Below are 22,142 nucleotides of genomic sequence, written 5' to 3'. Positions count from 1 at the left end.
CCCCCCCCCCCCCCCCCCCCCCCCCCCCCCCCCCCCCCCCCCCCCCCCCCCCCCCCCCCCCCCCCCCCCCCCCCCCCGCGCCATGTCGCGGATCATGCGTTGTTCTTCGGTCAATTCGATATCGTGCATTGCAAAGTCTCCTGCCGATCAGGCGGTGCGTACGGGCTTGCCGCAGGCGCGTTGAAACTCGTTGAAGAAGGCCTGCACCCGGGCAGGTTCCAGCTCTGCCAGGGTTGGCGGGTTCCAGCGTGGGCGCTTGTCCTTGTCGATGATCAGGGCGCGCACACCCTCCATCAGGTCGCCCTTGTCGAACCACTGGTAGTCCAGGTGCAACTCCAGAGCGAAGCACTCGGCCAGGCTCAGGTAACGACCACGGCGCAACAACTCAAGCGTCGTGGCCATCGCCAGTGGCGAGCGGCTGTCGAGCAGTTTCACCGTTTGCTCGGCCCAGTCTTGCAGCTCGGGGCGTTGTTCACGCTGCAGCGCGGTACGAATGGCCGGGACATCGGGCAAGGCGAAATACTCGTCGATCGCCTGGCGACAGGCCTTGAGCTCGGATCCGGCAAGACGCTCTGTAGCCATGTCGGCAAGCAGGTCCTGCAAGTCTTCGTCGGGCGCAGCGGTCCAGTTCAGGTGGTCCAGACAGGCATCCAGCTCGGCCAGCCGTTCGCTGGGCAGGTAGTAGTCGGCAAGGTTCGCATAGAGGGCATCGGCGGCACGCACCTGGCAGCCGGTGATGCCCAGATAGGTTCCCAGTTCCCCCGGCAGGCGCGGCAGGAAATAGCTGCCACCGACATCGGGGAAAAAGCCGATGCCGACTTCCGGCATGCCCATCCGCGTGCGCTCGGTGATCACCCGCAGCGAGGCGGCCTGGGCCAGGCCCATGCCGCCGCCGAGGACGAAACCATCGAGCAGCGCCAGCACGGGCTTGGTGTAACCATGCAGGTATTCGTCGAGGGCATACTCTTGCTCGAGGAACAGCTCGTGCTGGTTGTCGCCGGCCTTGTAGCTGTCGTACAGCATGCGAATGTCGCCGCCGGCGCAGAAGGCCTTTTCACCGGCGCCGCGAATGGTCACGGCGACGATCTGCGGGTCCTGTTCCCAAGCCCACAGGTGCCGACATAGCAGGCGCACCATGGGCAGGTCCAGGGTGTTCAACGCGCTTGGCCGATTCAGTGTCAGGTGGCCGACGCGGTTGCGTACGCTGGCCAGCACCGGGGCTTGCTGCTCGCTCATGCTCAGGCTTCCCCGCGGAACAGTTGGATGATGGCGGAGAAGTCCAGGCCGCCATTACCTTGCAGGCTGAAGGTCTGGTACAGCTGCTGGGCTACAGCACCGAGCGCGACCGGTTGACGCGCGTGCCTGGCCGCTTCGGTGGCCAGGCCCAGATCCTTGAGCATCAGGTCGCTGCCAAAGCCGCCGCTGTAGCCGCGTGAGGCCGGCGCGTTTTCCAGTACACCCGGGAACGGATTGTTGACCTCCGAGCTCCAGCAGCGACCGCTGGAGGTATTGATGATCCCGGCCAGTACCTTGGCTTCCATGCCCAGGGCCACACCCAGGGCCATGGCTTCGGCGACGCCGACCATGGAGATGCCGAGCAGCATGTTGTTGGCGATCTTGGCCACTTGGCCGTTGCCGGCTGCGCCGCAGTGCACGATGTTCTTGCCCATGGCCGAGAGGATCGGCAGGGCCTGGTCGAACACACTGTCCGGGCCACCGACCATAAAGGTCAGGGTGCCTGCCGCCGCGCCGCCGGTGCCGCCGGATACCGGCGCGTCGAGCATCGGGTTGCCTTGGGCAAGGGCATATTTGGCCACTTCGCGGGTGCTCAGCGGGTCGATGGTCGAACTGTCGATAAGCAACACGCCCGGGCCGATATTGGCCAGCAGGCCGTCCTTGCCGCGATAGACCTGCTTCACGTGTTCGGCGGTCGGCAGCATGGTGATGATCACCTCGACCCTGGTCTTGGCCACGGCGGCGGGCGAGTCGGCGGCGCTGGCGCCGGCCTCCACCAGGGCGGCGACCGCCTGGGGGAAGGGATCAAAGACGGTCAGGCTGTGGCCAGCCTTGAGCAGGTTACGGGCCATTGGGCCGCCCATGTTGCCGAGGCCGAGAAATCCGATATGCATGTTGGCTACCTTTTACGATAGGGGGCAGTGGCGCAGGAAATCTGCGCGCGCTTGTCGTCGGCCGACGCAAGGCGCCGGCCGGCAAAGGTCATTTCAGGGTGATGGTGGTGTTCACCGCGCCGCTGGTGTCGTCCTCGTCGAACCAGCGCTGGGTGATCGTCTTGGTCTGGGTGTAGAAGGTCACCACTTGCTTGCCGTAGGGACCCAGGTCGCCCAGCTTGGAGGCGCGCGAACCGGAGAAGGAGAACAGCGGGACCGGTACCGGGATTGGCACGTTGATGCCGACCTGGCCGACGTCGATTTCTTCCTGGAAGTGACGCGCGGCAGCGCCGGAACGGGTGAACAGGGCAGTGCCGTTGCCGTTCGGGTTGGCGTTGATGATCTCGATTGCCTCATCCAGGTTGGCGGCGTGCATGACGCACAGCACCGGGCCGAAGATCTCTTCGCGGTACACGGACATTTGCGCCGTGACGCCGGAGAAAATGGTCGGGCCGACGAAGTTACCGTCCTGGTAGCCCGGCACGCTCGGGTTGCGCCCATCCAGTTCAAGCTTTGCACCTTCTTCGATGCCGCTGGCGATCAGGCCGTTGACGCGATCCAGGGCGGCGCAGGAAATCACCGGGCCGATGTCGGTGCCTGGCTCGGTGCCACCGTTGATCTTGAGGGTCTTGGTTCGCTCAATCAGGTCCGGTAGCCACGCCTGCGCTTCACCGACCAGGATCACCACGGGCAGAGCCATGCAGCGCTGGCCGGCGGCGCCGAAGGAGGCGCCCAGCAGGTTGTTCAGGGTCTGCTGCCGGTTGGCATCGGGCAGGACGATGGCATGGTTTTTCGCGCCCATCATGCATTGCGCGCGCTTGCCGTTCTGGGTGGCGCGGTTGTAGACATGGGTGCCGACCTTGGTCGAGCCGACGAAGGACACGGCCTTGATATCCGGGTGGTCGCAGATCAGGTTCACTGCGTCGACGCCGCCGTGGATGACGTTGAGTACACCCTTGGGTACACCGGCTTCCAGCGCCAGTTCCACCAGGCGCATGGTCACCAGCGGGTCCTGCTCGGACGGCTTGAGGACGAAGGTGTTGCCGGTGGCAATGGCCATCGGGAACATCCATAGCGGGATCATCGCCGGGAAGTTGAACGGGGTGATGCCGGCGCACACGCCCAGCGGTTGCAGCAGGGTGTAGGTGTCGACGCCGTTGGCCACGTTGTTGGCGAGTTCGCCCATCTGCAGGTTGCCGATGCTGGCGGCGTGCTCGACCACTTCCAGGCCGCGGAACACGTCACCTTCGGCATCAGGCAGGGTCTTGCCTTGCTCGGCGGTGAGCAGGGCGGCCAGTTCCTTGATGTTCTCGCGGATCAGTTGCTGGTACTTGAGGAAGACACGGGAACGGGTACCGATCGGGGTCTTGCGCCAGGTCTTGAAGGCTTGCTTGGCGCTGGCGACGGCGGCGTTCATTTCCTCGGCGGTGGCGAAGGGGACGCGGGCGAGGACTTCCTGGGTGGCCGGGTTGACCACGTCACGCCACTGGGTTGTGCGCGATTCGACGAATTCGCCGTTGATGAGAAGCTTGACGCTTGGAATGCTGGAAGAGGTCATTTTCAGTTCTGCCTACTTTCTTTGGGTCGAGTTAAGCCACTCGGCCTGGATGGCCGAGCGGTCGGATTTGGATTCAGAAGGGCCGGCGTACCGGCCTGGGTTCAGCCCTTGAGTTGCGGGAAGTCTTCTTCGAAGTATTCCTGCGGGCCACGTGCGTCGCCCTGGCGGCGCTGCGTTTCCATTTGCCGCAGTTCCACCCGGCGGATCTTCCCGGAGATGGTCTTGGGCAGCTCGCTGACAAATTCGATGCGCCGTACCCGCTTGTAGGGCGCCAGGTGCTCGCGGGCGAACGCGAAGATGCTGCCGGCCAGTTCGTGGCTGCCCTGGGCTTCATGGGCCAGGATCAGATAGGCCTTGGGCACTGCCAGGCGCACCGGATCGGGGCTTGGCACCACGGCCACTTCCATCACCGCCGGGTGCTCGATCAGCGCGCTTTCCAGCTCGAAGGGGCTGATGCGGTAGTCGGAAGCCTTGAACACGTCGTCGGCGCGGCCGACGAAGGTGATGTAGCCCTCTTCGTCGATCTGCGCGGTGTCGCCGGTGCGGTAGTAGCCGTCGCGCATCACTTCGGCGGTCTTTTCCGGGCTGTCCTCGTAGCACAGCATCAGGCCGAGCGGGCGCACGTCCAGCGGCAGGGCCACTTCGCCTTCGTTACCCGGCAAGCCATCAGGGTCGAGCATGGTCACCCGGTAGCCCGGCAGCGGACGGCCCATGGACCCCGGCTTGAGCCGCTGGCCAGGCGTGTTGCCGACCAGGGCGGTGGTTTCCGACTGGCCGAAACCGTCGCGCAGCAACAGGCCCCAGGCGTGCAGGATCTGCTCGATGATCTCCGGGTTGAGCGGCTCACCGGCGCCCACCAGTTCGCGCAGGCGCAGGCGTGTCTTGTAGCTGGCCAGGTCTTCCTGGATCAGCATGCGCCACACGGTAGGCGGCGCGCACAGGCTGGTGACGCCGTAGCGTTCCAGCACGCCGAGCAGGGCTTGCGCGCTGAAGCGTGCGGTGTTGTGGATAAAGATGCAGGCACCGGCATTCCATGGTGCGAAGAGGCAACTCCAGGCGTGCTTGGCCCAGCCCGGGGACGAAATGTTCAGGTGCAGGTCGCCCGGCTGCAGACCGATCCAGTACATGGTCGAGAGGTGGCCGACCGGGTAACTCTGGTGACTGTGCAGCACCATCTTCGGCTTGGAGGTGGTGCCGGAGGTGAAGTACAGCAGCATCGGGTCGGTGGCCAGCGTGCGGCCCTCGGTTTCGAACTGCTCGGAATGTTCGCTGGCGGCGCTGTGTGGGGTCCAGCCGGCGGGGGACGGACCAACGCAGATGCGGCTGCAGCCTTCACCCAGCCCGACGAACTTGTCGACATGGGCGCTACCGACTACCAGGTGGCGAACCTGGCCACGCTCGATGCGGTCGCGCAGGTCATCGGGGGTCAGCAGGGCGGTGGCGGGGATGACCACGGCGCCGAGCTTGAAGGCAGCCAGCATGGTTTCCCACAGGGCGATGTCGTTACCGAGCATCAGCAGGATGCGCTCTCCGCGGCGCACGCCCAGGGCACGCAGGTGATTGGCCACCTGGTTGGAGCGCGTGGCCAGCTGCTGGAAGCTGTAGCGTTGTTCGCTGCCGTCCTCTTCGACGATCCACAGGGCATTGGCCTGGTTGCCCTCGGCCATGGCGTCAAAGTAATCCAGAGCCCAGTTGAACTCGGTCAACTGTGGCCAGCGGAAATCACGCACAGCTGTGGCGTAATCGGTGCGGTGTTCCAGCAGGAAGTCTCGGGCGGCGAGGAAAGGTTGGCAGTTGTTGTTCATTGGAGTCTCCCGAGACGCGCGCGGGTACCTGAACGTGGGGAGACGACGGCAAGCAAGGATGGCTTCACGGTGGGTGCCCTGTTTATTTTTATTGGGACTGACCTGGTTCATGACCAAGCGGTTGAATCGAGTATAGGCAGGCATAAATCAAATAAGAATGCTCAAAAAGTCCCGTGCGTTGTGCAAAAAAACACAGGCTGGCGGCATCCCTGATGCGCCAGAAATGCACAAGGCGGGTGCTGCCCGCACCGTCAAGCGATGTGAGCGGCACCCGCCTTGTGCGGGGGCTTACCAGAGCGCCAGGGTATAGCTGAGGATCAGGCGGTTCTCGTCAAGATCGTTACCGAAGTGGGCGGTGCGCACCGTAGCGTTGCGCCACTTCAGACCGAGGTTTTTCAGCGGGCCGCTCTGCACCACGTAGCCGATGTCGGTGTCGCGCTCCCATTCGCTTCCCTCAGGCCTGCGGGCGCCCAGATCGATGCTGTCGCCGGCCAGGTAGCGGGTCATGAAGGTCAGGCCGGGAATGCCGAGCGCCGCGAAGTTGTAGTCGTAGCGCGCCTGCCAGGAACGCTCGTCCTTGTTGGCGAAGTCGTTGATCTGCACGAAGTTGACCAGGTAGGCGTCGCTGCCATTGACGTAGGCAAAGCCGGTGTCGCCACTCATGCGTTGGTAGCCCAGACCAAAGGCATGGCCGCCGAGGGCATAGGTGAACATGGCGCCGAAGGCGTTGTTGTCGATGTTGCTGTTACCGTCGTCGGTGGAGCGGGCGTAGCGCAGGTCGCTCTTGAGCGTCTGGCCTGGGCCCAGCGGCAGCACGTGGACCAGACTGAACTGGTGTTGGTGGTAGAAGTCGTCCAGGCCGCCGTAGTTGTAGCCCGTGTTCAGCCGGTCGTTCCACTGGTAGGCAAGGCCGGCGAAATTGAAGGCGTCACTGCGGGCCTGGCCACTGACAATGCCTTTGGCGCCGGTGGTGGTGATCGCCATTTTCTCGTAGTCCGAGGAGTCGCGCTGGTTGACCCGATCCACACGCCCGGCATCGACGCTCAGGCCTTTGATCTCCTGGACGTTCAACTGGCCACCGCGAAATGTTTGCGGCAACAGGCGCGAGTCATTGGCCAGCAGTACCGGCAACTTCGGGGTCAGGGTGCCGAGCTTGAGCACGCTGTTGGACGCTTTGAACTTGGCCGTCAGGCCCAGTTCGCCATACTCGTCCTTGGCGCGCTTGGGCGGCTGGCTGTCGCGCTTGAGCAGGCCGGAGCCGGAGCGATCAGGACTGGAATCGAGCTTGACGCCGAGCTGGCCAAGAGCGTCGATACCGACGCCGATCATGCCGTCGGTATAGCCCGATTCGTAGCGCAGCAGGAAACCCTGGGCCCATTCTTCTTGCTTGGACTGGGCGGCATTGGCCTGGCGAAAGTCGCGGTTGAAATAGAAGTTGCGCGTTTCCAGCCTGGCCGTGCTGTCTGCGAAGAAATCGGCGTGAGCCTGTGCGGCGAGGCCCGTGCCGGCCAGGAACAGGGTGAGGGTGGTGGGTTTCATTGGTTGCCTTTTGTTGTTTTTGTTGTCGACGAGCCGCTCCCGCGCCGCTTGGCGTTGGCGAGGGAGGGGCGCTTCTGGGGTGTCCCGCGCCGAGCGGCGCAGGTCGGGCGTAAAAAAGCGCGAAGCAAAGGAGCGGACTCGCGCTCGGGGCGTCAGCCCCGGAAAAAGCAGCGTCAGTGACTGCTGGCCATGGCAGCTCCAAGGCCGGTCTGGGCACGGACGAACTGGTCGGCATAGGCGGCGCGCTCGCGGTCGGCGCGTTCGCTGCGGTCAAGCCTGGAAGCGACCACTATGACCAGGAAGGCCAGTGGCATGGAGAACAGCGCCGGCTGGTCGTAAGGGAAGAGCGCCTGGGCATGCCCCAGTACGCCGACCCACACCGACGGCGAGCCGATCACCAGGGCCAGTGCGCTGACCAGACCGGTCAGGCCGCCATAGAGGGCACCGCGGGTGGTCAAGCCGCCCCAGTACATGGCCATGATCAGTACCGGGAAATTCGCCGAAGCGGCGATGCCGAACGTCAGGCCGACCAGGAAGGCGATGTTCTGGCCTTCGAATAGAATGCCGAGGGCAATCGCAACGATGCCCAGGCAGATGGTGGCGATGCGCGACACGCGCATTTCCTGTTTCTCGTCGGCGCAGCCCTTCTTCAATACCGAAGCGTAAAGGTCATGGGAGATGGCCGAGGCACCGGCCAGGGCCAGGCCAGCCACCACTGCGAGAATGGTGGCGAAAGCCACGGCAGAGAGGAAACCGAGAAACAGATTGCCACCCACCGCCTTCGCCAGGTGCATGGCCACCATGTTGCTGCCGCCAATCATGGCCCCGCCGAGCTTGCCATCGACGTAGTACTGAGGATCGGTGCCGACAATGACGATGGCGGTATAGCCCAGGACGCAGACCACCAGGAAGAAGAAACCGATGAACACCGTGGCGAACAGTACGGATTTACGCGCTTCCTTGGCATTGGGCACCGTGAAGAAGCGCATCAGGATGTGCGGCAGGCCGGCAATGCCGAAGACCAGTCCAAGGGATAGGGACACCGCGTTGATCGGGTCGGCCAGCAAGGTGCCCGGGCCCATGATCTGCACGCCGCTGGCATGCACGGCCACAGCCTGGGCGGCCAGCGTCTCGAAGCTGAAATCGAAGCGACTCAGGGCCATCAGCACCAGGGTCGTGCCGCCCGCCAGGAGCAGGACCGCCTTGGTGATCTGTACCCATGTGGTGGCGAGCATGCCGCCGAAGATGACATAGACCAGCATCAGCAGTCCGACTACCACCACCGCCGTGCGGTAATCGAGACCGAACAGCAGTTTGATCAGTTGACCGGCACCGACCATCTGCACCACCAGATAGCAGCACACCACGGTCAGCGATCCGAGGGCGGCGAAGCTGCGCACGCGGGTTTGATCGAGGCGGTAGGAGACGATGTCGGCGAAAGTGTAGCGCCCCAGGTTGCGCAAGCGCTCGGCCATCAGGAAGGTGACGATGGGCCAGCCGACGAAGAAGCCGATGATGTAGACGAAGCCATCGTAGCCCTTGGCGAAGACCAGGCTCGACAGGCCCAGCAGAGTTGCCGCCGACATGTAGTCACCGGCGATTGCCAGGCCATTCTGGAAGCCGGTGATGCCGCCACCGGCGCTGTAGAAGTCGGCGGCGGAGCGGGTGCGTCGTGCCGCCCACCAGGTGATCAGCAGGGTGGCGAGGACGAAGACGAAAAACATGCCGATGGCGTGCAGGTTGAGCGGTTGCTTCTGCGCAATGATGGGCTCGGCATGGGCCAGCACAGGGCTGAGGGCGAGAAGGGCGGACAGGCGTTTCATGCGCGGGACTCCTGCAGGATCTGCGAGCTGAGTACGTCGAAGCGGGTGTTGGCGCTGTGCACGTACCAGGCGGTGAGTAGCCAGGACAACAGGATGATCGTCACGCCGATGGGCATGCCGAGGCTGAGGTGGCTGCCGTCGTAGAGCGGCAGGTGTAGCCAGGCAGGGGCGAAAGCCACCACCATGATGAAGCTGTAATAGATAGCCAGGACCGCGCCGCTCAGCGTCCAGGCCAGCAGTGCACGCTGGCGCGCGAGGCGGTGGAACTTGGGGTTGGCCCTGACCAGTGCACAGGTCTGGACGTGGTTCGGATGGTCGGTCGTCATGGTGCAGCTCCGCATTTCTAGTTGTTTTTGTTGTTCGGCCTTTTGAGGGGCGTACGGGTACCCGGGCAGCGACCCGATGCGGGACGCCACCTGAATGCTGATGTGCTGGAGTTATTGCCGCCCGGATGACCTTGCGGTGGAGAGAGGGCGGTGCAGGAGGGCGGGCCCGATCCGCGGCACGGCGAGCAGTGGATCGGGCCAACGGCAGACGAGAACCGTGGCCGCGATTGCGCTGTTGCGCAGCTGTTTGTGTCCGGCGTGCAAGCCGGTGTTTATCCATGCGCTCATGCTGTCAGCCCTCGGTATTTATTATTGGGGTGGGGGGCTTTCCTGGCCTGAAAACGACGCTGGCCAAGTTGGGTGAGATGCGAGTATATAAGTGCATATTTCCCATATGTATTGGCAGAAAAGCCCGATGGATATGCAAAAAAGCACAACGCAGAACCCACTGAACTGGGACGACATGCGTTTCTTCCTTGAGGTCGCCCGTGCCCGCACCGCCAGCGGTGCAGCTCGCCGCTTGGGGGTGGACTACACCACGGTGTCGCGGCGCATCCGCGCCCTGGAGCAGTGTCTGGGTGCTCTGCTGTTCGAGAAGTCGCGAACCGCAGGTTTTGTCCTGACCGTGGAGGGGCAGCGTCTGGTCAGCCACGCCGAATCCCTGGAAAGTACGCTGCTGGTAGCCTGCGAGCAGGTTTTCGGCACCACCGGGGGGCTTTCCGGGCACCTGCGCATCGGTTGTACCGAAGCCTTCGGGACCTGTTTCATCACTGCGCAGATGAGCCACTTCCTCGAGCACTACCCGCATATCTCGGCGGACATTTTGCCGGTCCCGCATTTCATCAACCTGTCACGACGCGAGGCGGACATCGCCATCACCCTGGAACGGCCCGAGCGCGGTCCCTATGTGTGCTCGCGATTGTGTGACTACCGCCTGCGTCTGTATGCGACGCCGGAGTACTTGGCCAGTCATCCGACGATTGGCTGTCGCGAGGACCTAGCCGTTCACCCGTTCGTGACCTACGTCGAGGATCTGGCCTTCAGCTTCAAGCTGCTCTACCTGAACGACCTGATGCCCGGCGCCAACAGTCGCCTGCGCAGCACCAGCGTGGTGGCTCATTACCACGCAGCCCTGGAGGGGCGGGCGCTGGCGATCCTGCCTTGCTTCCTCGCCGGCCCCGATCCCCGCCTGTGCGAAGTGCTGCCCGGTGAAGTGGAGATCACGCGGCAGTTCTGGATGTATTACAGCGAGGACCTGCGCAAGCTGAAGCGGGTCACTCTGGTGGCCGAGTACTTGCGTGCTTGTGCGGAACTGAATCGCCCGCTGCTGATGGGTGAGTCACGTGTGATGGGCTATCTACCGTCACCCTGAGGGGGGAGTTGTGCAGTCAGAAGTAAAGCGAAGTAGTCAGTCAGATGTGTTTTCGAAATCAGAGGCTACTCACACCGCCGCAGTCAGCTATGAACACTCAATCGTCATGGTTTTACTGCGTGATCATTGTCAATGTGGGGAGCGTCCGCCGGTTACTTTTGCGGAACGATAAAACTCACTGTCGTACTGGTGAGGATTTTGTGAGTCGGGTCGGCCACTTCAAGAAGAACCTTGTGAGTGCCGGGCGTCAGTCCAACAAGGATGATCGGGTCTTCGCTGGTGTGCGCCCATGTGCCTTTCCAGTCGTCGACCGTCACGTGGAGGTGACCGAGACGTGGTGATACTTCAACAGCTGCTTTGCCAAATACCGGCATGATCCTGGCGTGTTCTGTTCGATACTGGATAATGACAACACCGCGGGCAAGTGGCTCGGCAAGCGGCGGGTAGGCAATGAGTTTTGGCGCAGTCTCGGATGCCAATGGAAGTATTGCCGGTGGGGAATCGGTGTCTGCTACCCCTTCTCCGTACACGGCCGTGCAAAAGAAGACACCCAAAGCCAGGGCCAATAGATTTCCGGGAGCGAGGGACATGGTTTTATTTCCGCGTGGTTTCATTCAAGCCTAGATCAAACCGGGTATCTCCCAGTGTTTATTTGAAACTGGAACCACTCACGTATTTCATCCGTGCCATCCAGGCATGTTGACCATGGACGACTCAGCGCTTGTAACGCAGAGCGTCCACCACTACACCGAACGCTGAAGAATGCTCACGGCGATTGGGGTAGTAATTGATGCAATTATGTGCGGCCAACCCCCTCGGCCCTTTTGGATACGGCCGCTGTTTGAAGTATTCGGCAGACCCCACTACGGCGATGCGCAACGGGGGGCTGATCGGGACGGCAATCATGTCCTTGGCCACCTGATCGCCCAGGCGCACGCCCGCGTCGTAGCGCTGAGCGACGATGTCGCAGAGGGCGTAGTCGACGGTGATTTCGACCTTGATGTCCGGGTAGTCGGGAAGCACCTTCAACAACTTGGGCCAAAGGATGTTGTTCGCCGCATGTTCGGAGGCTGAAATCCGCACCGTTGGAGGACTGGGCGCTGGTTTCCCCGGCCATGAGGGATAAGGCCACCAATGGGGCGATCAAGGGATTCATCAATGTTGCTCCTAAAGGCGGAAGTGTCCGTCAGACAGGTATTTACACCTGTATTTGATGGTGGCTGTGCGCAGGGCACCTTCGGGTGCGCCGGCTTCTTCAATTCCCCGGTCGACTAACCTGCGTACAGCTGCCACCCCTTCGTTTAGTCGCGAAGTGGTGATCGCATCACTCAGGAATTGAAGATCATGTTCAAGCTAACGCCAAACCCACCGGACGCCGATCCGGTCTCCCCACCTGAACCCGACTCAACCAGGTTCGACGAAGCCGCCCCTGATTTTCACATCCCCTCGATTGCCGATATCAAAGCCGCACCGCGCATCCCCTGTACCCTGTTCACCGTGGACCCGCAGGCGAGTCCCGAAACCTTGATGGTTTATCTGGTCGAAACCCTCGCGTCGGTCGACGTGAGGGTCCATCAGTTGGTGGATCACCTGGACGGTGGGTCGCGCAATGCGCTGCTGGGGATTTCCAACAGCGTGATGCTGGCGGAGATCATGGCGAATCGGGTGCTGGATCAAATCGACCTGTAGGAGCGAGCTTGCTCGCGATGGAGGGTAACGATGACGCGGGAAACCAGACGGAGGACCGTGGCGCCTTTGGGTTTTTCGCGAGCAGGCTCGCTCCTACAGGGGCCGGCATGTGATTTGGGAGCAATGGACCCGCCAAGGTGGCGGGTCCGAAGGGGGGTCAAAGCTTCGGCAATTGCCCGATGCGGCCCATCATTTCGGTCACGATCTGCAAGTCCAGCAGGAATTGCTCGGTGGTCTTGAATTCGTTGTCGTTGTGACCGGTGTATTTGACGTCCGGCATGGCCAGGCCGAATTGCACGCCGTTGGGCAGTTCATGCACGGAGGTGGCGCCGGCGGAGGTGCCGAATTTGTGTTCCATGCCTAGGTTTTCGCTGGTCACAGCAAGCAAGGCCTTGACCCATTCACCCTCGGGGTTGCGGTACATCGGTTCGGCGATCGACAGGTCGAAGGTTGGTGCGATGCTGGTCTTCTTGCTCCAGGCGTCCAGCTTTGCGGCGATTTCGGATTTGAGCACATCCGGCGTCTTGCCCTTCGGCACGCGCAGGTTGACCGCGAGTTTGAAGGCTTTGTCATCCATCCCGACATAGGTCAGGGACGTGGTCAGCGGGCCCATGAATTCATCGGAAAAACCGACTCCCAACTTGCCACCCAGGTAATCCAGTCCCCAGTTGTCGGCGGCGTAGCGGGCGGCGTCCGTGATCTGGTTGTGCTTGAGCGCGACCTTGCCATCGAGACCATTGATGAAGTCGAGCATCCTGGCCACCGGGTTGACGCCGGACTCGGGCTCGGAGGAGTGAGCGGACACACCGGTGACCGTCAGTTTGACGTCCTTGCCGTCGACCTTGGCGGCGACCTCGAAGTTGCCGCCGTTGCGCTTGGCATACTCGGTGCCGGCCTTTTGCAGGCTGGCGGCCAGATCGGCGGGCTTGTCGGTCACCAGGGTCGCAACCGATGTCGATGGAATCTGGTTGGTGGCCAGGCCGCCGGTCATCGAGGTGATCTCTGCGCCCTTGCCTTGCGCGGTGCGCTTGGCGAAGCTGGCCATGACCGTGCCATAGCCTTTCTCGGCGATCACCACCGGGTAGCCGCCATCCAGCGCCAGGTTGTAGTTGGGTGTGGGGTTGCGTTCGAAGTAGTAGGGGATGGCGTCGCCCGTGGTCTCTTCGGTGGTGTCGACCAGCAGCTTGAAGTTGCGGGCCAGCGGCAGTTTTTCCTCCTTGATGATCTTCATGGCGTAGAGCGCCACCACGATGCCGTTCTTGTCATCCTCGGTGCCGCGGCCATACATGCGATCGCCGATCAGGGTGACCTTGAACGGGTCGAGGCGGGTGCCGTCCTGCAGCACCCAGTTTTCTGGCGTCACCGGCACCACATCGGCATGGGCGTGAATGCCCACGACTTCATCGCCGCTGCCTTCCAGGGAGATCTCGTAGACGCGGTTGTCGATGTTGCGAAAGTTCAGGTTGAACGCCTGGGCCAGGCCCTTGATCTTCTCGGCAATCTTGAGGAATTCGGGATTGTCGTGCTGGTCGACACCGTCCACGCGCACGGTCGGAATGGCCACCAGCTCCTTCAGGGTTTCGGTGGCTGCGCTGCCGTATTTCACCCGGGCATAGAGGCCGAGCAAACGATGGATTTCGTTTTGTTGCCCGGCAGTAAGCGTCTTGTTGTCGAGGAAGGCACGGATGGCCGGGCCGAGGTCGTCGGTCTTGGCGATATCGCTCTTGGCCAGGCTTCCCAGGAACTGCCTGAAATCCTTGACCGATGCATCACTGAAGGTCTTGAGGATGATCGCGTTCTGTTGCGGGGTGATGTTGGCGTGGGCAGCGGTGGTGAACGACGAAAGGCTGGCGAGCATGAGGGTGGTCGCAGCCAGGTGCTTGAGGGAAAAATCCATTGCTGGGGGCATTCCTTTGCAGGCGGTTCGTAGGAAATATCTGATCGACTGATCAGAAACATCTCAAAACTAACACCGCGAACGTGTGAAACGGGAGCCCCTGAAGTGGGATCTGTCGCACAAGAATGCAAAAGCGGCGCAGAAATGAAAAACCGCTCTATCAATGCTTACATTCCGCCATCACCACTTTGCAGGTACTTGGCGTACCGCCGGATCGGCCGGAATAACGTATGCAATTACTCAGGGATTTCTGGCGAGCCATGTCCAGGGTGTCGCTCCAGGCGAGGCCTCCTTCGCCGACAGTGGGGAGGGCTTTTGCATAGCAGGTTGAGCCGGTGCTGGGGGCAGAATGCTGAGCCGTGCTGGCTTTGCCTGAACAGCCGGCTATCAGCGCCAGATCGACGGCGAGCAGGGATAGCAGGATCCATGACGAGCAATGGCGCACAGTGTGTCCCGTCATCCCGGTTCCCCTGTAGCAAGAGGCGCATTTGAGATCGTACCTGGCCGGATCAGGGCTGGGGCACTCTCTTACGTTGAGCCTATCCTTGCGGCATCGATCCTGCTGCTCCTTTCGTCCGCTTTCCCAGGTTCGGTGTGCCCGGCCGTCCGAGAGCCAGGCGGAGGTCGCTACAGACCACTGAACATGCTGATGATCACGGCATTGACCAGGTCAATGAAAAAGCCACACACCAGCGGCACGATCAGGAAGGCCTGGTGCGCCGCGCCGTACTTTTGCGTCACGGTCGACATGTTGACGATGGCCGTTGCCGTGGAACCGAGGGCAATCCCGCCGAATCCGGAAGCGATCACGCTGGCTTCGTAATTGCGCCCCATAAAACGGAAAACCACAAAATACGTATAGGCGACCGTCAGCAGGATTTGCAGGGTCAATGCGCAAAGAATGAACATCAACGCGCCGCTGAGTTGCCAGAGCTGAAGCCCCATCAGGGCCATGGTCAAAAACATGCCCAGACAGATATCGGAGATCAGCGACAGGCCCAGGCTGGCACCGCTCCAGGTTTTCAGTCGCTGGTCACCGACAAAGGCCAGAACGAGGTGGTGAATGACGATGCCCGCGAACAGGCAGCTGACAAACTTGGGCAGGGTGATGCCGGCATCGACCAGCAGCAGGTTGAGTCCATAGCCGAGCATCAGGGTCAGGTTGAGCCACATCCAGGCCCAGAGCACGTCGTAGTAGTCCAGCGCCTTGCTCGGTTGTTGCTCGAGAATGCCGACTTCCAGCTCCGCATCCCTGGACGGCGTCAGTTGATAACGGCGTATCAGCTGGTTGGCGATAGGGCCGCCAATGACGCAAGCAGCAATCAGGCCGACAGTGTTGCTGGCGATGCCCAGTTCGTGGGCGTTGCTGATGCCCAGCTTTTCGACGAAGAGTGGTGCCCAGGCCAGGGTCGTGCCCACCCCACCCGTGAGGGAAATGGAGCCCACCATCAAGCCCGCCTTGGGATCAAGCCCAAAAGCCTCGGCCACGCCCATGCCCAGCGAGTTCTGCAGCAGAATGAACACAGCGGCGAGTAACAGCAGGATCAGCAGCGGGCGCCCGCCCTTGAGCAGTTGGCGCATGTCCGACTTCAAGCCGATGCCGGCAAAGAAATAGAGCAGCAGGGTGTCGCGAACTTGCAGATCGAATTCGATCTGGATATTCAGGCCAAAGTAAAGCAAGGATGTAACCGCCGCACAGACGAAGCCGCCGACGACCGATTCGGGGATACAGTATTGACGGAGAAAGGCGTTGTGCTGGACGAGGGTTTTGCCAAGGAAAAGCAGGAGGATGGCAAGGGTAAAACTCACGAGGCCGTGAACCTGGAAGAGCTGTGAAGTCATTTAAGGCCTACCTAAAACTGAAAAGTCATTATCAGGATTCGGTCATTCAATGTTTAGACCTGGATCAATGAACGGTCGAAACAGCCTTGCTCGTCCAGATGGCTTCCCAATCATCAGGTGCGTCTGTACGCCAGGAGTGAGGACAGCCTAGCCTAAAGGGGAAACCCCATCCGGGTTGGCATAGGCCGCCATCACGCTCCCGATGGCCAATCACACGGTGACTTCAGCGCTTGATCAGAGAAATCTTCGTTCCCTCGATACTGACCCCCGCCATTAACCCTTGCTGGTCGAAGATAAACGCGTAGGCGTCGTCTTTGAGCGTCGAGCTGGACAGGTTGTGGCCTGAAGTGGGGAGTGGAGGGCTTTCCAGACCCCGAAAACGACAAAGCCCCGAATAATCGGGGCTTTGTTGAATAACGAAGGCCAATGCATCCTTGATGGGCCTTCTTCTACTACGCCAGCGTTGGGCGCTCTTTCTGCGGTTCCGGCTCCGATGCTGGAGTTGGTAATGCGAAGCTATCGGCGAAGTTTTTCTGGGGACGCTCGCGGTAACCACCTTCGGACACCATCCGGATAACTTTCCGCGCAGGCTCTTCAATGCAGTGGTACAGGAACATCGAGAAGGCCACGATGATGGGAATCTCAAACTTCAGATCCATCATGCCAAACAGCTTGCGCTCAACAAACAGCACCATGATGTGACACATGTAGAGGCTGAAACTGATCTTCCCGAAGTACACCGACACTGGGTTGGAATAAGCCCAAATCGGCCCCGCACGGAACAGACTTGCAATCATCACGATTACGAGGAACGGGAAAACCATGTCGAAGTAATACTGGATGCTGGTTGCCCAGAGCATCAGCAGGATCAGTGGGGCCATAGCAATTGCAATGACTCTCCAGAGTTTGGAGTCCGGCAGGTCATGGCATACCTGGTATGTGCAGTATCCGGCTACGAAGTAGACGATGCACTTGATGGTCCAGGTGCCGTTGGCAAGCAACTTCGGTTGCAGGTAGGGCGCATAGAGTGCCAGACCGATCAATAGGAGCGAGAACGAAATCTTTCCCCACTTTCTTGTGAAGTAGGCGACGAATGGAAAGGTCAGGTATGCCGCCCACTCGCAACTGATTGACCATGAAGGCTGATTGAATGTCAGGTCGGGAGTTATGCCCCACGCATGCACCAGAAACAGGTTCGCGTAGAAGGTGTAGGCACTATCGACTGGAGACCATTCATAGAGGCGGTGCATCGGCAGAATGAACGCTGTTATGACCAGCATAAACAAGTGCACAGGGTAGATCCGTGCAAGCCTGGCCACCCAGAACCTGATAGCCCCACTTGGACGAACACCGTCTGCAAAGTCTTTCCCGTGGACGTAGGCCAGAATGAATCCAGACAGGATAAAAAATATATCTACTCCGAGGCCTCTCGTCTGAAAGAGAAATGCCAGGCTACCGTAGGCGTTGGCGAGATCACCGTATCGAATGTGAAGCAGCAGGACTGACAAGGCAGCGAATCCCCGTAGCCCTGTCAGGTTTTGTATGTGTGCGGCGCGCATCAAGCACTCCAATGCGATTGTCTGGCAGGTCGAGCCTGTCGGGAGGGCGGCGATTAAATCACAGCTTTGATACAAAACATACAATTGGCCATCACTTTGATTTCTGCAGATTACTGAAAATCATCGTGACGTTGGAGGGTGGTGGGGTCGGGTGGTGAAAAGTGAGGAAGTGCCTGGTTCCATTGGTTCTCGTGCTATTTCCTATCTCTTTGAAATCGCGGTGTAATTCTGCCATGAAGGATTTTCACGGTTGGCAGATCGCGTGGAGAGGGAGACGCCAGGAGCGTTTTGTAACGCTTACCAAATAGTTGGTCGCGATTGAATCCGCTCTCTACCGGGTACGTGGCACGGGAAATACCCTCACGGCGACCGCAGACAACGTTTACAGGTATGCAATACGGTCAGGAGGTGCCTGACCATGTCCTGGGATTGACCCATGCATGCACTTTTATAAAGCGCCATGCATAACAACGTGCACCAGTCGGAAGCGCCGCAAAGCGCTATCGCCTGCGGTAGCGCCAACGTCGTGACAATCCCCCCCGGCTCAAGAGTCAGTGTTTCCAGATAGTTGAAGGCTCTGTGTCGCTGGCTGGCACAAAGGCTGCAAGGCTGACTTCAGGTCCACCTGGAACGCATTCGTGTGGACAGCCCCCTCGGTCAACGACGATCGATTGGCCGAACAGGTCGTGGGCAGCATCGGTGGATCAGGCATAGATGCCTGGTTTGAACACCGCAAAAGAACAGGCAAAGACGCCTGGAACCGAAAGGTTTCAGGCGTTTTTTTTTGCTTTTAAAACCGTGATTGGCTCGGGCTGGGTGCTTTCTATGAATTCCAATGTTGCCACGTTGAACAAGATGCAAACGCTGATCGTGATCGGTAATGGCATGGTCGGACATCATTGTGTCGAACAGCTGATCGAGCGGGGAGCGCTTGACCATTACCGGCTGCACGTCTTCAGTGAGGAGCCGATGCGCGCCTATGACCGTGTGCATCTTTCCGAGTACTTCTCCGGTCGTGATGCCGAGTCGCTGGCGCTGTCCGATGCGTCGCTTTACCAGACGCCCGGCGTTACGCTGCATTTGGGTGTGCCGGTATTGGAAATCGACCGCGCCCGTCGCCAGGTGGTCACCTCGCAAGGTTGCGTCTCGTATGACAAATTGGTGCTGGCCACCGGTTCTTATCCGTTTGTTCCACCAATCGAAGGCGCTGAAGGTGAATCGCGTCTGGTCTATCGCACCCTGGAAGACCTCGATGCCATTCGGGCTGCTGCGGCCAATGCCCGGCGCGGCGTGGTGGTCGGCGGTGGCTTGCTGGGGCTGGAAGCCGCGAACGCGTTGAAGAGCCTGGGCCTTGAAGCCCACGTGGTGGAATTCGCGCCGCGCTTGATGCCGGTACAGCTGGATGACCTCGGTGGCCAGGCGCTCAAGGCGCAGATCGAACGATTGGGCGTCGGTGTACACCTGTCCCGCGCCACGCAATCGATCAGTGCGGGTGAGCAGTACCGCTATCGCATGAATTTCGCCAATGACGAATTCCTCGAAACCGACCTGATCGTGTTTTCCGCCGGTATCCGCGCTCAAGACGCGCTGGCTCGTCGATGCGCGCTGGAGATCGGTCCGCGCGGTGGCGTGGTGATTGACGACACTTGCCTAAGTTGTGACCCGAACATCTACGCCATCGGTGAGTGCGCGTCATGGAACGGCAGCCTGTTTGGCCTGGTCGCACCGGGCTACCAGATGGCGCGCAGCGTCGCGGCCCGCCTGTGCAACGAAGTCGCCGAGCCGTTCACCGGTGCCGACATGTCGACCAAGCTCAAGCTGCTGGGGGTAGATGTCGGCTCCATCGGCGACGCCCACGGCAACACCCCGGGCGCGCGCAGCTATCAATTCATCGACGAAACCAACGCCAGCTATCGCCGCCTGGTGGTGGATGCAAGTGGCAAACATATCCTCGGTGCAGTGCTGGTCGGTGACAACAGTTATTACGACACCCTGCTGCAATACATGCAGAACGCCATTGCCTTGCCGTCGGAGCCGGCCAGCCTGATTCTGCCGTCCTCCGAAGGCGCGCCGACCCTGGGCCCGGGTGCGCTGCCCGAGTCGGCCACGGTGTGCTCATGTCATAACGTCACCAAGGGCTCCATTTGTTCGGCCATCGACGGCGGCTGTACGGACCTGGGCCAGCTCAAGTCGCAGACCAAGGCTTGCACCGGCTGCGGCGGTTGCGCCGGCCTGCTCAAGCAAGTGTTCGAGCATGAGCTGATTGCCCGCGGCGTCAGTGTCGACAAGAGCCTGTGCGAACACTTCGCCTACACCCGCCAGGAGCTTTATGCGCTGGTACGGGTAGAGGGAGTGATCACCTTCGAAGAGCTGTTGGCCAAACATGGCCGCGGCCACACCGGTTGCGATGTCTGCAAACCGGCGGTGGGCTCGATCCTCGCCTCGTGCTGGAATCAGCCGATCATGGACACGACGCTGGTGCCATTGCAGGACACCAACGACACCTTCATGGCCAACATGCAGAAAAACGGCACCTACTCGGTGGTGCCACGAATCGCCGGGGGGGAGATCACGGCGGACAAGCTGATCGCGATTGGCGTGGTGGCGAAGAAATACGATCTCTACACCAAAATCACCGGCGGGCAGCGCATCGATCTGTTCGGCGCTCAGTTGCATCAGTTGCCGGACATCTGGGCCGAGCTGATTGAAGCGGGATTTGAAACCGGGCACGCCTATGGCAAATCGACCCGGACGGTGAAGTCCTGTGTCGGCAGTACCTGGTGCCGTTATGGCGTACAGGACAGCGTACAAATGGCCCTGACCATCGAAGACCGCTACAAGGGCCTGCGCTCGCCGCACAAGCTCAAGTTCGCCGTCTCCGGATGCACCCGTGAGTGCGCTGAGGCGCAGAGCAAGGACGTGGGCGTAATCGCCACCGAGAAAGGCTGGAACCTCTACGTGGCCGGTAACGGCGGCATGCGCCCGCGCCACGCCGAGCTGTTTGCCACCGACCTCGATGACGCGACCCTGATTCGTTACATCGACCGCTTCCTGATGTTCTACATCCGCACCGCCGACAAGTTGCAGCGTACCTCGGTCTGGCGCGAGAGCCTGGAAGGCGGCCTCGACTACCTCAAGGACGTGATCATCAACGACAGCCTCGGGCTGGGTGATGAGCTCGAGTCGCAGATGCAGCTGGTGGTCAACCGCTACGAGTGCGAATGGGCCAATGCCCTTAAAGACCCGGAAAAGCTCAAGCGCTTCCGTACCTTCGTCAACGATAAACGCCCGGACCCGGACATCCATTTTGTCCAGGAACGCGGCCAGCGCCGGCCGATCATGGCCGCTGAACTCCACCTTATCCCTGTCATTGAGGAGATTGTCTGATGAGCCAGTCCGATACCCAGCGCGCCTATTCCAGTTCCTCTCTGGTCCATCCCGATGCCTGGCAAGCGGTGTGCAGCCAGGATGATCTGGTGAGTAACTCCGGTGTCGTCGTCTGGCTGGACGGTGCACAAGTGGCGCTGTTCTACCTGCCGGCTGCCGAAGGCAAGACCCTCTATGCCATCGATAATCATGACCCGCAATCCGGGGCGAATGTCATCGGTCGCGGGCTGATCGGCAGCATCAAGGGCGATCTGGTGATTGCCTCGCCACTCTACAAACAGCATTTCCGCCTTGAGGACGGCAGTTGTCTGGAGTATCCGCAGCAGCGTCTGCGGGTTTGGCCTGTGCGCCTCAACGGAGGCCTGGTGGAGGTCGCGGTGGCCTGATCACATGGATTTCCACGCGGTCTGAACGCTCATTCAATTAATGATTCATGCCAGGCTCCGGCGGAGTCGATGATCAATGACAAACAGTATCGAGGCTCGTATGAAAACAGCCGCACAACTGCTCAAGCTCAAGGCCGTGCAGAACCGGCGGGTGCATAGCATCGCGCCAGACCAGACGGTGCTTGAAGCGTTGAAGATGATGGCCGAAAAAAATGTCGGTGCGCTACCTGTCATGGAGGAGGGGCAGGTGGTCGGCGTTATCAGCGAACGCGACTATGCGCGCAAGGTCGTTCTGCAGGGACGCTCTTCGGTCGGTACACCGGTCCGGGCCATCATGAGCGCGCCCGTGGTGACTGCAGACAGTCAGCAGAGTATTGAGCGTTGCATGTCGGTCATGACCGACAGTCACCTGCGCCATTTACCGGTGGTGGAGGGCGACCAACTGATTGGCCTGTTGTCGATTGGTGATCTGGTTAAAGAAGCCATCGTCGAGCAGGCCGAACTGATCCGGCAACTGGAACACTATATTCGCGGACATTAAAGCGATCGGGGCAGGGTGGATGGAAGGCTTGTGAGCACATGCAGTTTTCAGATGTGCCGGGCGTCGGGCGGGAATTAATCAGGGAGCATATGACAGGGTCAGATTGAGCAGCTTGTAGCAAGAGGGCCTCAAGGAGACCCTCATTGCTAAAGCCAGGTTGTACTCAGTTCGCTTTTATCGGCACCGTCACGGTTTTGCCGAAGGCCGATTTGATGGTCGCCGTCGGACTAGGCGACGGGCCACTGCCGGC

At 60.7% G+C, this 22,142-nt stretch carries 17 protein-coding genes and 2 pseudogenes; 5 read left to right on the top strand and 14 right to left on the bottom strand.

Annotation, left to right across the window (positions count from 1 at the left end; all coding sequences use genetic code 11):
• Window positions 1-147: 147 nt before the first annotated feature.
• The 7 genes from AC3WTM_RS29000 to AC3WTM_RS28970 form a co-directional block, all read right to left on the bottom strand.
• Window positions 148-1,236, bottom strand: a complete 1,089-nt coding sequence (locus AC3WTM_RS29000) for an enoyl-CoA hydratase/isomerase family protein (RefSeq protein ID WP_090456036.1) — start codon at window positions 1,234-1,236, stop codon at window positions 148-150.
• 2 nt (window positions 1,237-1,238) lie between these two features.
• Window positions 1,239-2,129 (bottom strand): 3-hydroxyisobutyrate dehydrogenase, encoded by an 891-nt coding sequence (gene mmsB / locus AC3WTM_RS28995; protein ID WP_102672726.1) that lies wholly within the window; start codon window positions 2,127-2,129, stop codon window positions 1,239-1,241.
• An 88-nt stretch (window positions 2,130-2,217) separates the two neighbouring features.
• Complete coding sequence (locus AC3WTM_RS28990; protein WP_102672727.1) at window positions 2,218-3,726, bottom strand: CoA-acylating methylmalonate-semialdehyde dehydrogenase; 1,509 nt, start codon at window positions 3,724-3,726, stop codon at window positions 2,218-2,220.
• 101 nt (window positions 3,727-3,827) lie between these two features.
• Window positions 3,828-5,531, bottom strand: a complete 1,704-nt coding sequence (locus AC3WTM_RS28985) for an AMP-binding protein (RefSeq protein WP_102672728.1) — start codon at window positions 5,529-5,531, stop codon at window positions 3,828-3,830.
• A 288-nt stretch (window positions 5,532-5,819) separates the two neighbouring features.
• A complete protein-coding gene (locus tag AC3WTM_RS28980; RefSeq protein WP_102672729.1) occupies window positions 5,820-7,070 on the bottom strand; it encodes an OprD family porin in 1,251 nt (416 codons plus the stop codon).
• A gap of 173 nt (window positions 7,071-7,243) precedes the next feature.
• On the bottom strand, window positions 7,244-8,893 hold the full coding sequence (locus tag AC3WTM_RS28975; protein ID WP_102672730.1) for a cation acetate symporter: 1,650 nt from the start codon (window positions 8,891-8,893) through the stop codon (window positions 7,244-7,246).
• Complete coding sequence (locus AC3WTM_RS28970) at window positions 8,890-9,219, bottom strand: DUF485 domain-containing protein (protein ID WP_090456027.1); 330 nt, start codon at window positions 9,217-9,219, stop codon at window positions 8,890-8,892. Before AC3WTM_RS28970 ends, AC3WTM_RS28975 begins: the two co-directional genes overlap by 4 nt.
• A 394-nt stretch (window positions 9,220-9,613) precedes the next feature.
• Between AC3WTM_RS28970 and AC3WTM_RS28965 the strand changes: the two genes are divergently transcribed.
• A complete protein-coding gene (locus tag AC3WTM_RS28965; protein ID WP_102685580.1) occupies window positions 9,614-10,591 on the top strand; it encodes a LysR family transcriptional regulator in 978 nt (325 codons plus the stop codon).
• 152 nt (window positions 10,592-10,743) lie between these two features.
• On the opposite strand, the gene AC3WTM_RS28960 is transcribed toward AC3WTM_RS28965, so the two are convergent.
• Entirely contained in the window at window positions 10,744-11,181 is a 438-nt protein-coding gene (locus AC3WTM_RS28960) for a DUF6130 family protein (protein WP_102672732.1), read from the bottom strand.
• A gap of 124 nt (window positions 11,182-11,305) precedes the next feature.
• Window positions 11,306-11,674: pseudogene (locus AC3WTM_RS28955) on the bottom strand (LysR substrate-binding domain-containing protein); the annotation flags it as partial.
• Between the two features lie 261 nt (window positions 11,675-11,935).
• On the opposite strand from AC3WTM_RS28955, the gene AC3WTM_RS28950 reads away from it, so the two are divergent.
• Complete coding sequence (locus AC3WTM_RS28950) at window positions 11,936-12,280, top strand: DUF6124 family protein (protein ID WP_102672733.1); 345 nt, start codon at window positions 11,936-11,938, stop codon at window positions 12,278-12,280.
• Between the two features lie 157 nt (window positions 12,281-12,437).
• Here AC3WTM_RS28950 and AC3WTM_RS28945 read toward each other — a convergent pair whose 3' ends face one another.
• The 5 genes and pseudogenes from AC3WTM_RS28945 to AC3WTM_RS28925 form a co-directional block, all read right to left on the bottom strand.
• Entirely contained in the window at window positions 12,438-14,177 is a 1,740-nt protein-coding gene (locus AC3WTM_RS28945) for a dipeptidase (protein ID WP_102672734.1), read from the bottom strand.
• 160 nt (window positions 14,178-14,337) lie between these two features.
• Window positions 14,338-14,637 carry a hypothetical protein gene (locus tag AC3WTM_RS28940; RefSeq protein ID WP_102672735.1) on the bottom strand — a complete coding sequence of 100 codons (300 nt, stop codon included), beginning with the start codon at window positions 14,635-14,637 and terminating at the stop codon, window positions 14,338-14,340.
• Between the two features lie 167 nt (window positions 14,638-14,804).
• On the bottom strand, window positions 14,805-16,019 hold the full coding sequence (gltS, locus tag AC3WTM_RS28935; protein WP_102672736.1) for a sodium/glutamate symporter: 1,215 nt from the start codon (window positions 16,017-16,019) through the stop codon (window positions 14,805-14,807).
• A 223-nt stretch (window positions 16,020-16,242) separates the two neighbouring features.
• Window positions 16,243-16,356 (bottom strand): annotated as a pseudogene (locus tag AC3WTM_RS28930) (lipid-binding SYLF domain-containing protein); the annotation flags it as partial.
• A gap of 115 nt (window positions 16,357-16,471) precedes the next feature.
• Entirely contained in the window at window positions 16,472-17,578 is a 1,107-nt protein-coding gene (locus AC3WTM_RS28925) for an acyltransferase family protein (RefSeq protein ID WP_102672737.1), read from the bottom strand.
• An 825-nt stretch (window positions 17,579-18,403) separates the two neighbouring features.
• Between AC3WTM_RS28925 and nirB the strand changes: the two genes are divergently transcribed.
• From nirB to AC3WTM_RS28910, 3 genes are all read left to right on the top strand, one after another.
• A complete protein-coding gene (gene nirB, locus AC3WTM_RS28920; RefSeq protein ID WP_102672740.1) occupies window positions 18,404-20,965 on the top strand; it encodes a nitrite reductase large subunit NirB in 2,562 nt (853 codons plus the stop codon).
• Window positions 20,965-21,351, top strand: coding sequence for a nitrite reductase small subunit NirD (nirD, locus tag AC3WTM_RS28915; RefSeq protein WP_102672738.1), 387 nt, complete (start codon window positions 20,965-20,967; stop codon window positions 21,349-21,351). Before nirB ends, nirD begins: the two co-directional genes overlap by 1 nt.
• Before the next feature lie 100 nt (window positions 21,352-21,451).
• On the top strand, window positions 21,452-21,892 hold the full coding sequence (locus tag AC3WTM_RS28910) for a CBS domain-containing protein (protein ID WP_102672739.1): 441 nt from the start codon (window positions 21,452-21,454) through the stop codon (window positions 21,890-21,892).
• The last annotated feature ends 250 nt before the right edge of the window (window positions 21,893-22,142 follow it).

This window comes from Pseudomonas sp. EU05-FHT14B02 (assembly GCF_058791055.1).
This window is presented reverse-complemented; position numbering and strand designations above follow the sequence as displayed.

Excerpts from the sequence above, each read along its gene's own strand:
- AC3WTM_RS29000 (WP_090456036.1), bottom strand. The coding sequence starts at position 1,236 with ATGAGCGAGCAGCAAGCCCCGGTGCTGGCCAGCGTACGCAACCGCGTC.
- mmsB (WP_102672726.1), bottom strand. The coding sequence starts at position 2,129 with ATGCATATCGGATTTCTCGGCCTCGGCAACATGGGCGGCCCAATGGCC.
- AC3WTM_RS28990 (WP_102672727.1), bottom strand. The coding sequence starts at position 3,726 with ATGACCTCTTCCAGCATTCCAAGCGTCAAGCTTCTCATCAACGGCGAA.
- AC3WTM_RS28985 (WP_102672728.1), bottom strand. The coding sequence starts at position 5,531 with ATGAACAACAACTGCCAACCTTTCCTCGCCGCCCGAGACTTCCTGCTG.
- AC3WTM_RS28980 (WP_102672729.1), bottom strand. The coding sequence starts at position 7,070 with ATGAAACCCACCACCCTCACCCTGTTCCTGGCCGGCACGGGCCTCGCC.
- AC3WTM_RS28975 (WP_102672730.1), bottom strand. The coding sequence starts at position 8,893 with ATGAAACGCCTGTCCGCCCTTCTCGCCCTCAGCCCTGTGCTGGCCCAT.
- AC3WTM_RS28970 (WP_090456027.1), bottom strand. The coding sequence starts at position 9,219 with ATGACGACCGACCATCCGAACCACGTCCAGACCTGTGCACTGGTCAGG.
- AC3WTM_RS28965 (WP_102685580.1), top strand. The coding sequence starts at position 9,614 with ATGTATTGGCAGAAAAGCCCGATGGATATGCAAAAAAGCACAACGCAG.
- AC3WTM_RS28960 (WP_102672732.1), bottom strand. The coding sequence starts at position 11,181 with ATGTCCCTCGCTCCCGGAAATCTATTGGCCCTGGCTTTGGGTGTCTTC.
- AC3WTM_RS28950 (WP_102672733.1), top strand. The coding sequence starts at position 11,936 with ATGTTCAAGCTAACGCCAAACCCACCGGACGCCGATCCGGTCTCCCCA.
- AC3WTM_RS28945 (WP_102672734.1), bottom strand. The coding sequence starts at position 14,177 with ATGGATTTTTCCCTCAAGCACCTGGCTGCGACCACCCTCATGCTCGCC.
- AC3WTM_RS28940 (WP_102672735.1), bottom strand. The coding sequence starts at position 14,637 with ATGACGGGACACACTGTGCGCCATTGCTCGTCATGGATCCTGCTATCC.
- gltS (WP_102672736.1), bottom strand. The coding sequence starts at position 16,019 with ATGACTTCACAGCTCTTCCAGGTTCACGGCCTCGTGAGTTTTACCCTT.
- AC3WTM_RS28925 (WP_102672737.1), bottom strand. The coding sequence starts at position 17,578 with ATGCGCGCCGCACACATACAAAACCTGACAGGGCTACGGGGATTCGCT.
- nirB (WP_102672740.1), top strand. The coding sequence starts at position 18,404 with ATGAATTCCAATGTTGCCACGTTGAACAAGATGCAAACGCTGATCGTG.
- nirD (WP_102672738.1), top strand. The coding sequence starts at position 20,965 with ATGAGCCAGTCCGATACCCAGCGCGCCTATTCCAGTTCCTCTCTGGTC.
- AC3WTM_RS28910 (WP_102672739.1), top strand. The coding sequence starts at position 21,452 with ATGAAAACAGCCGCACAACTGCTCAAGCTCAAGGCCGTGCAGAACCGG.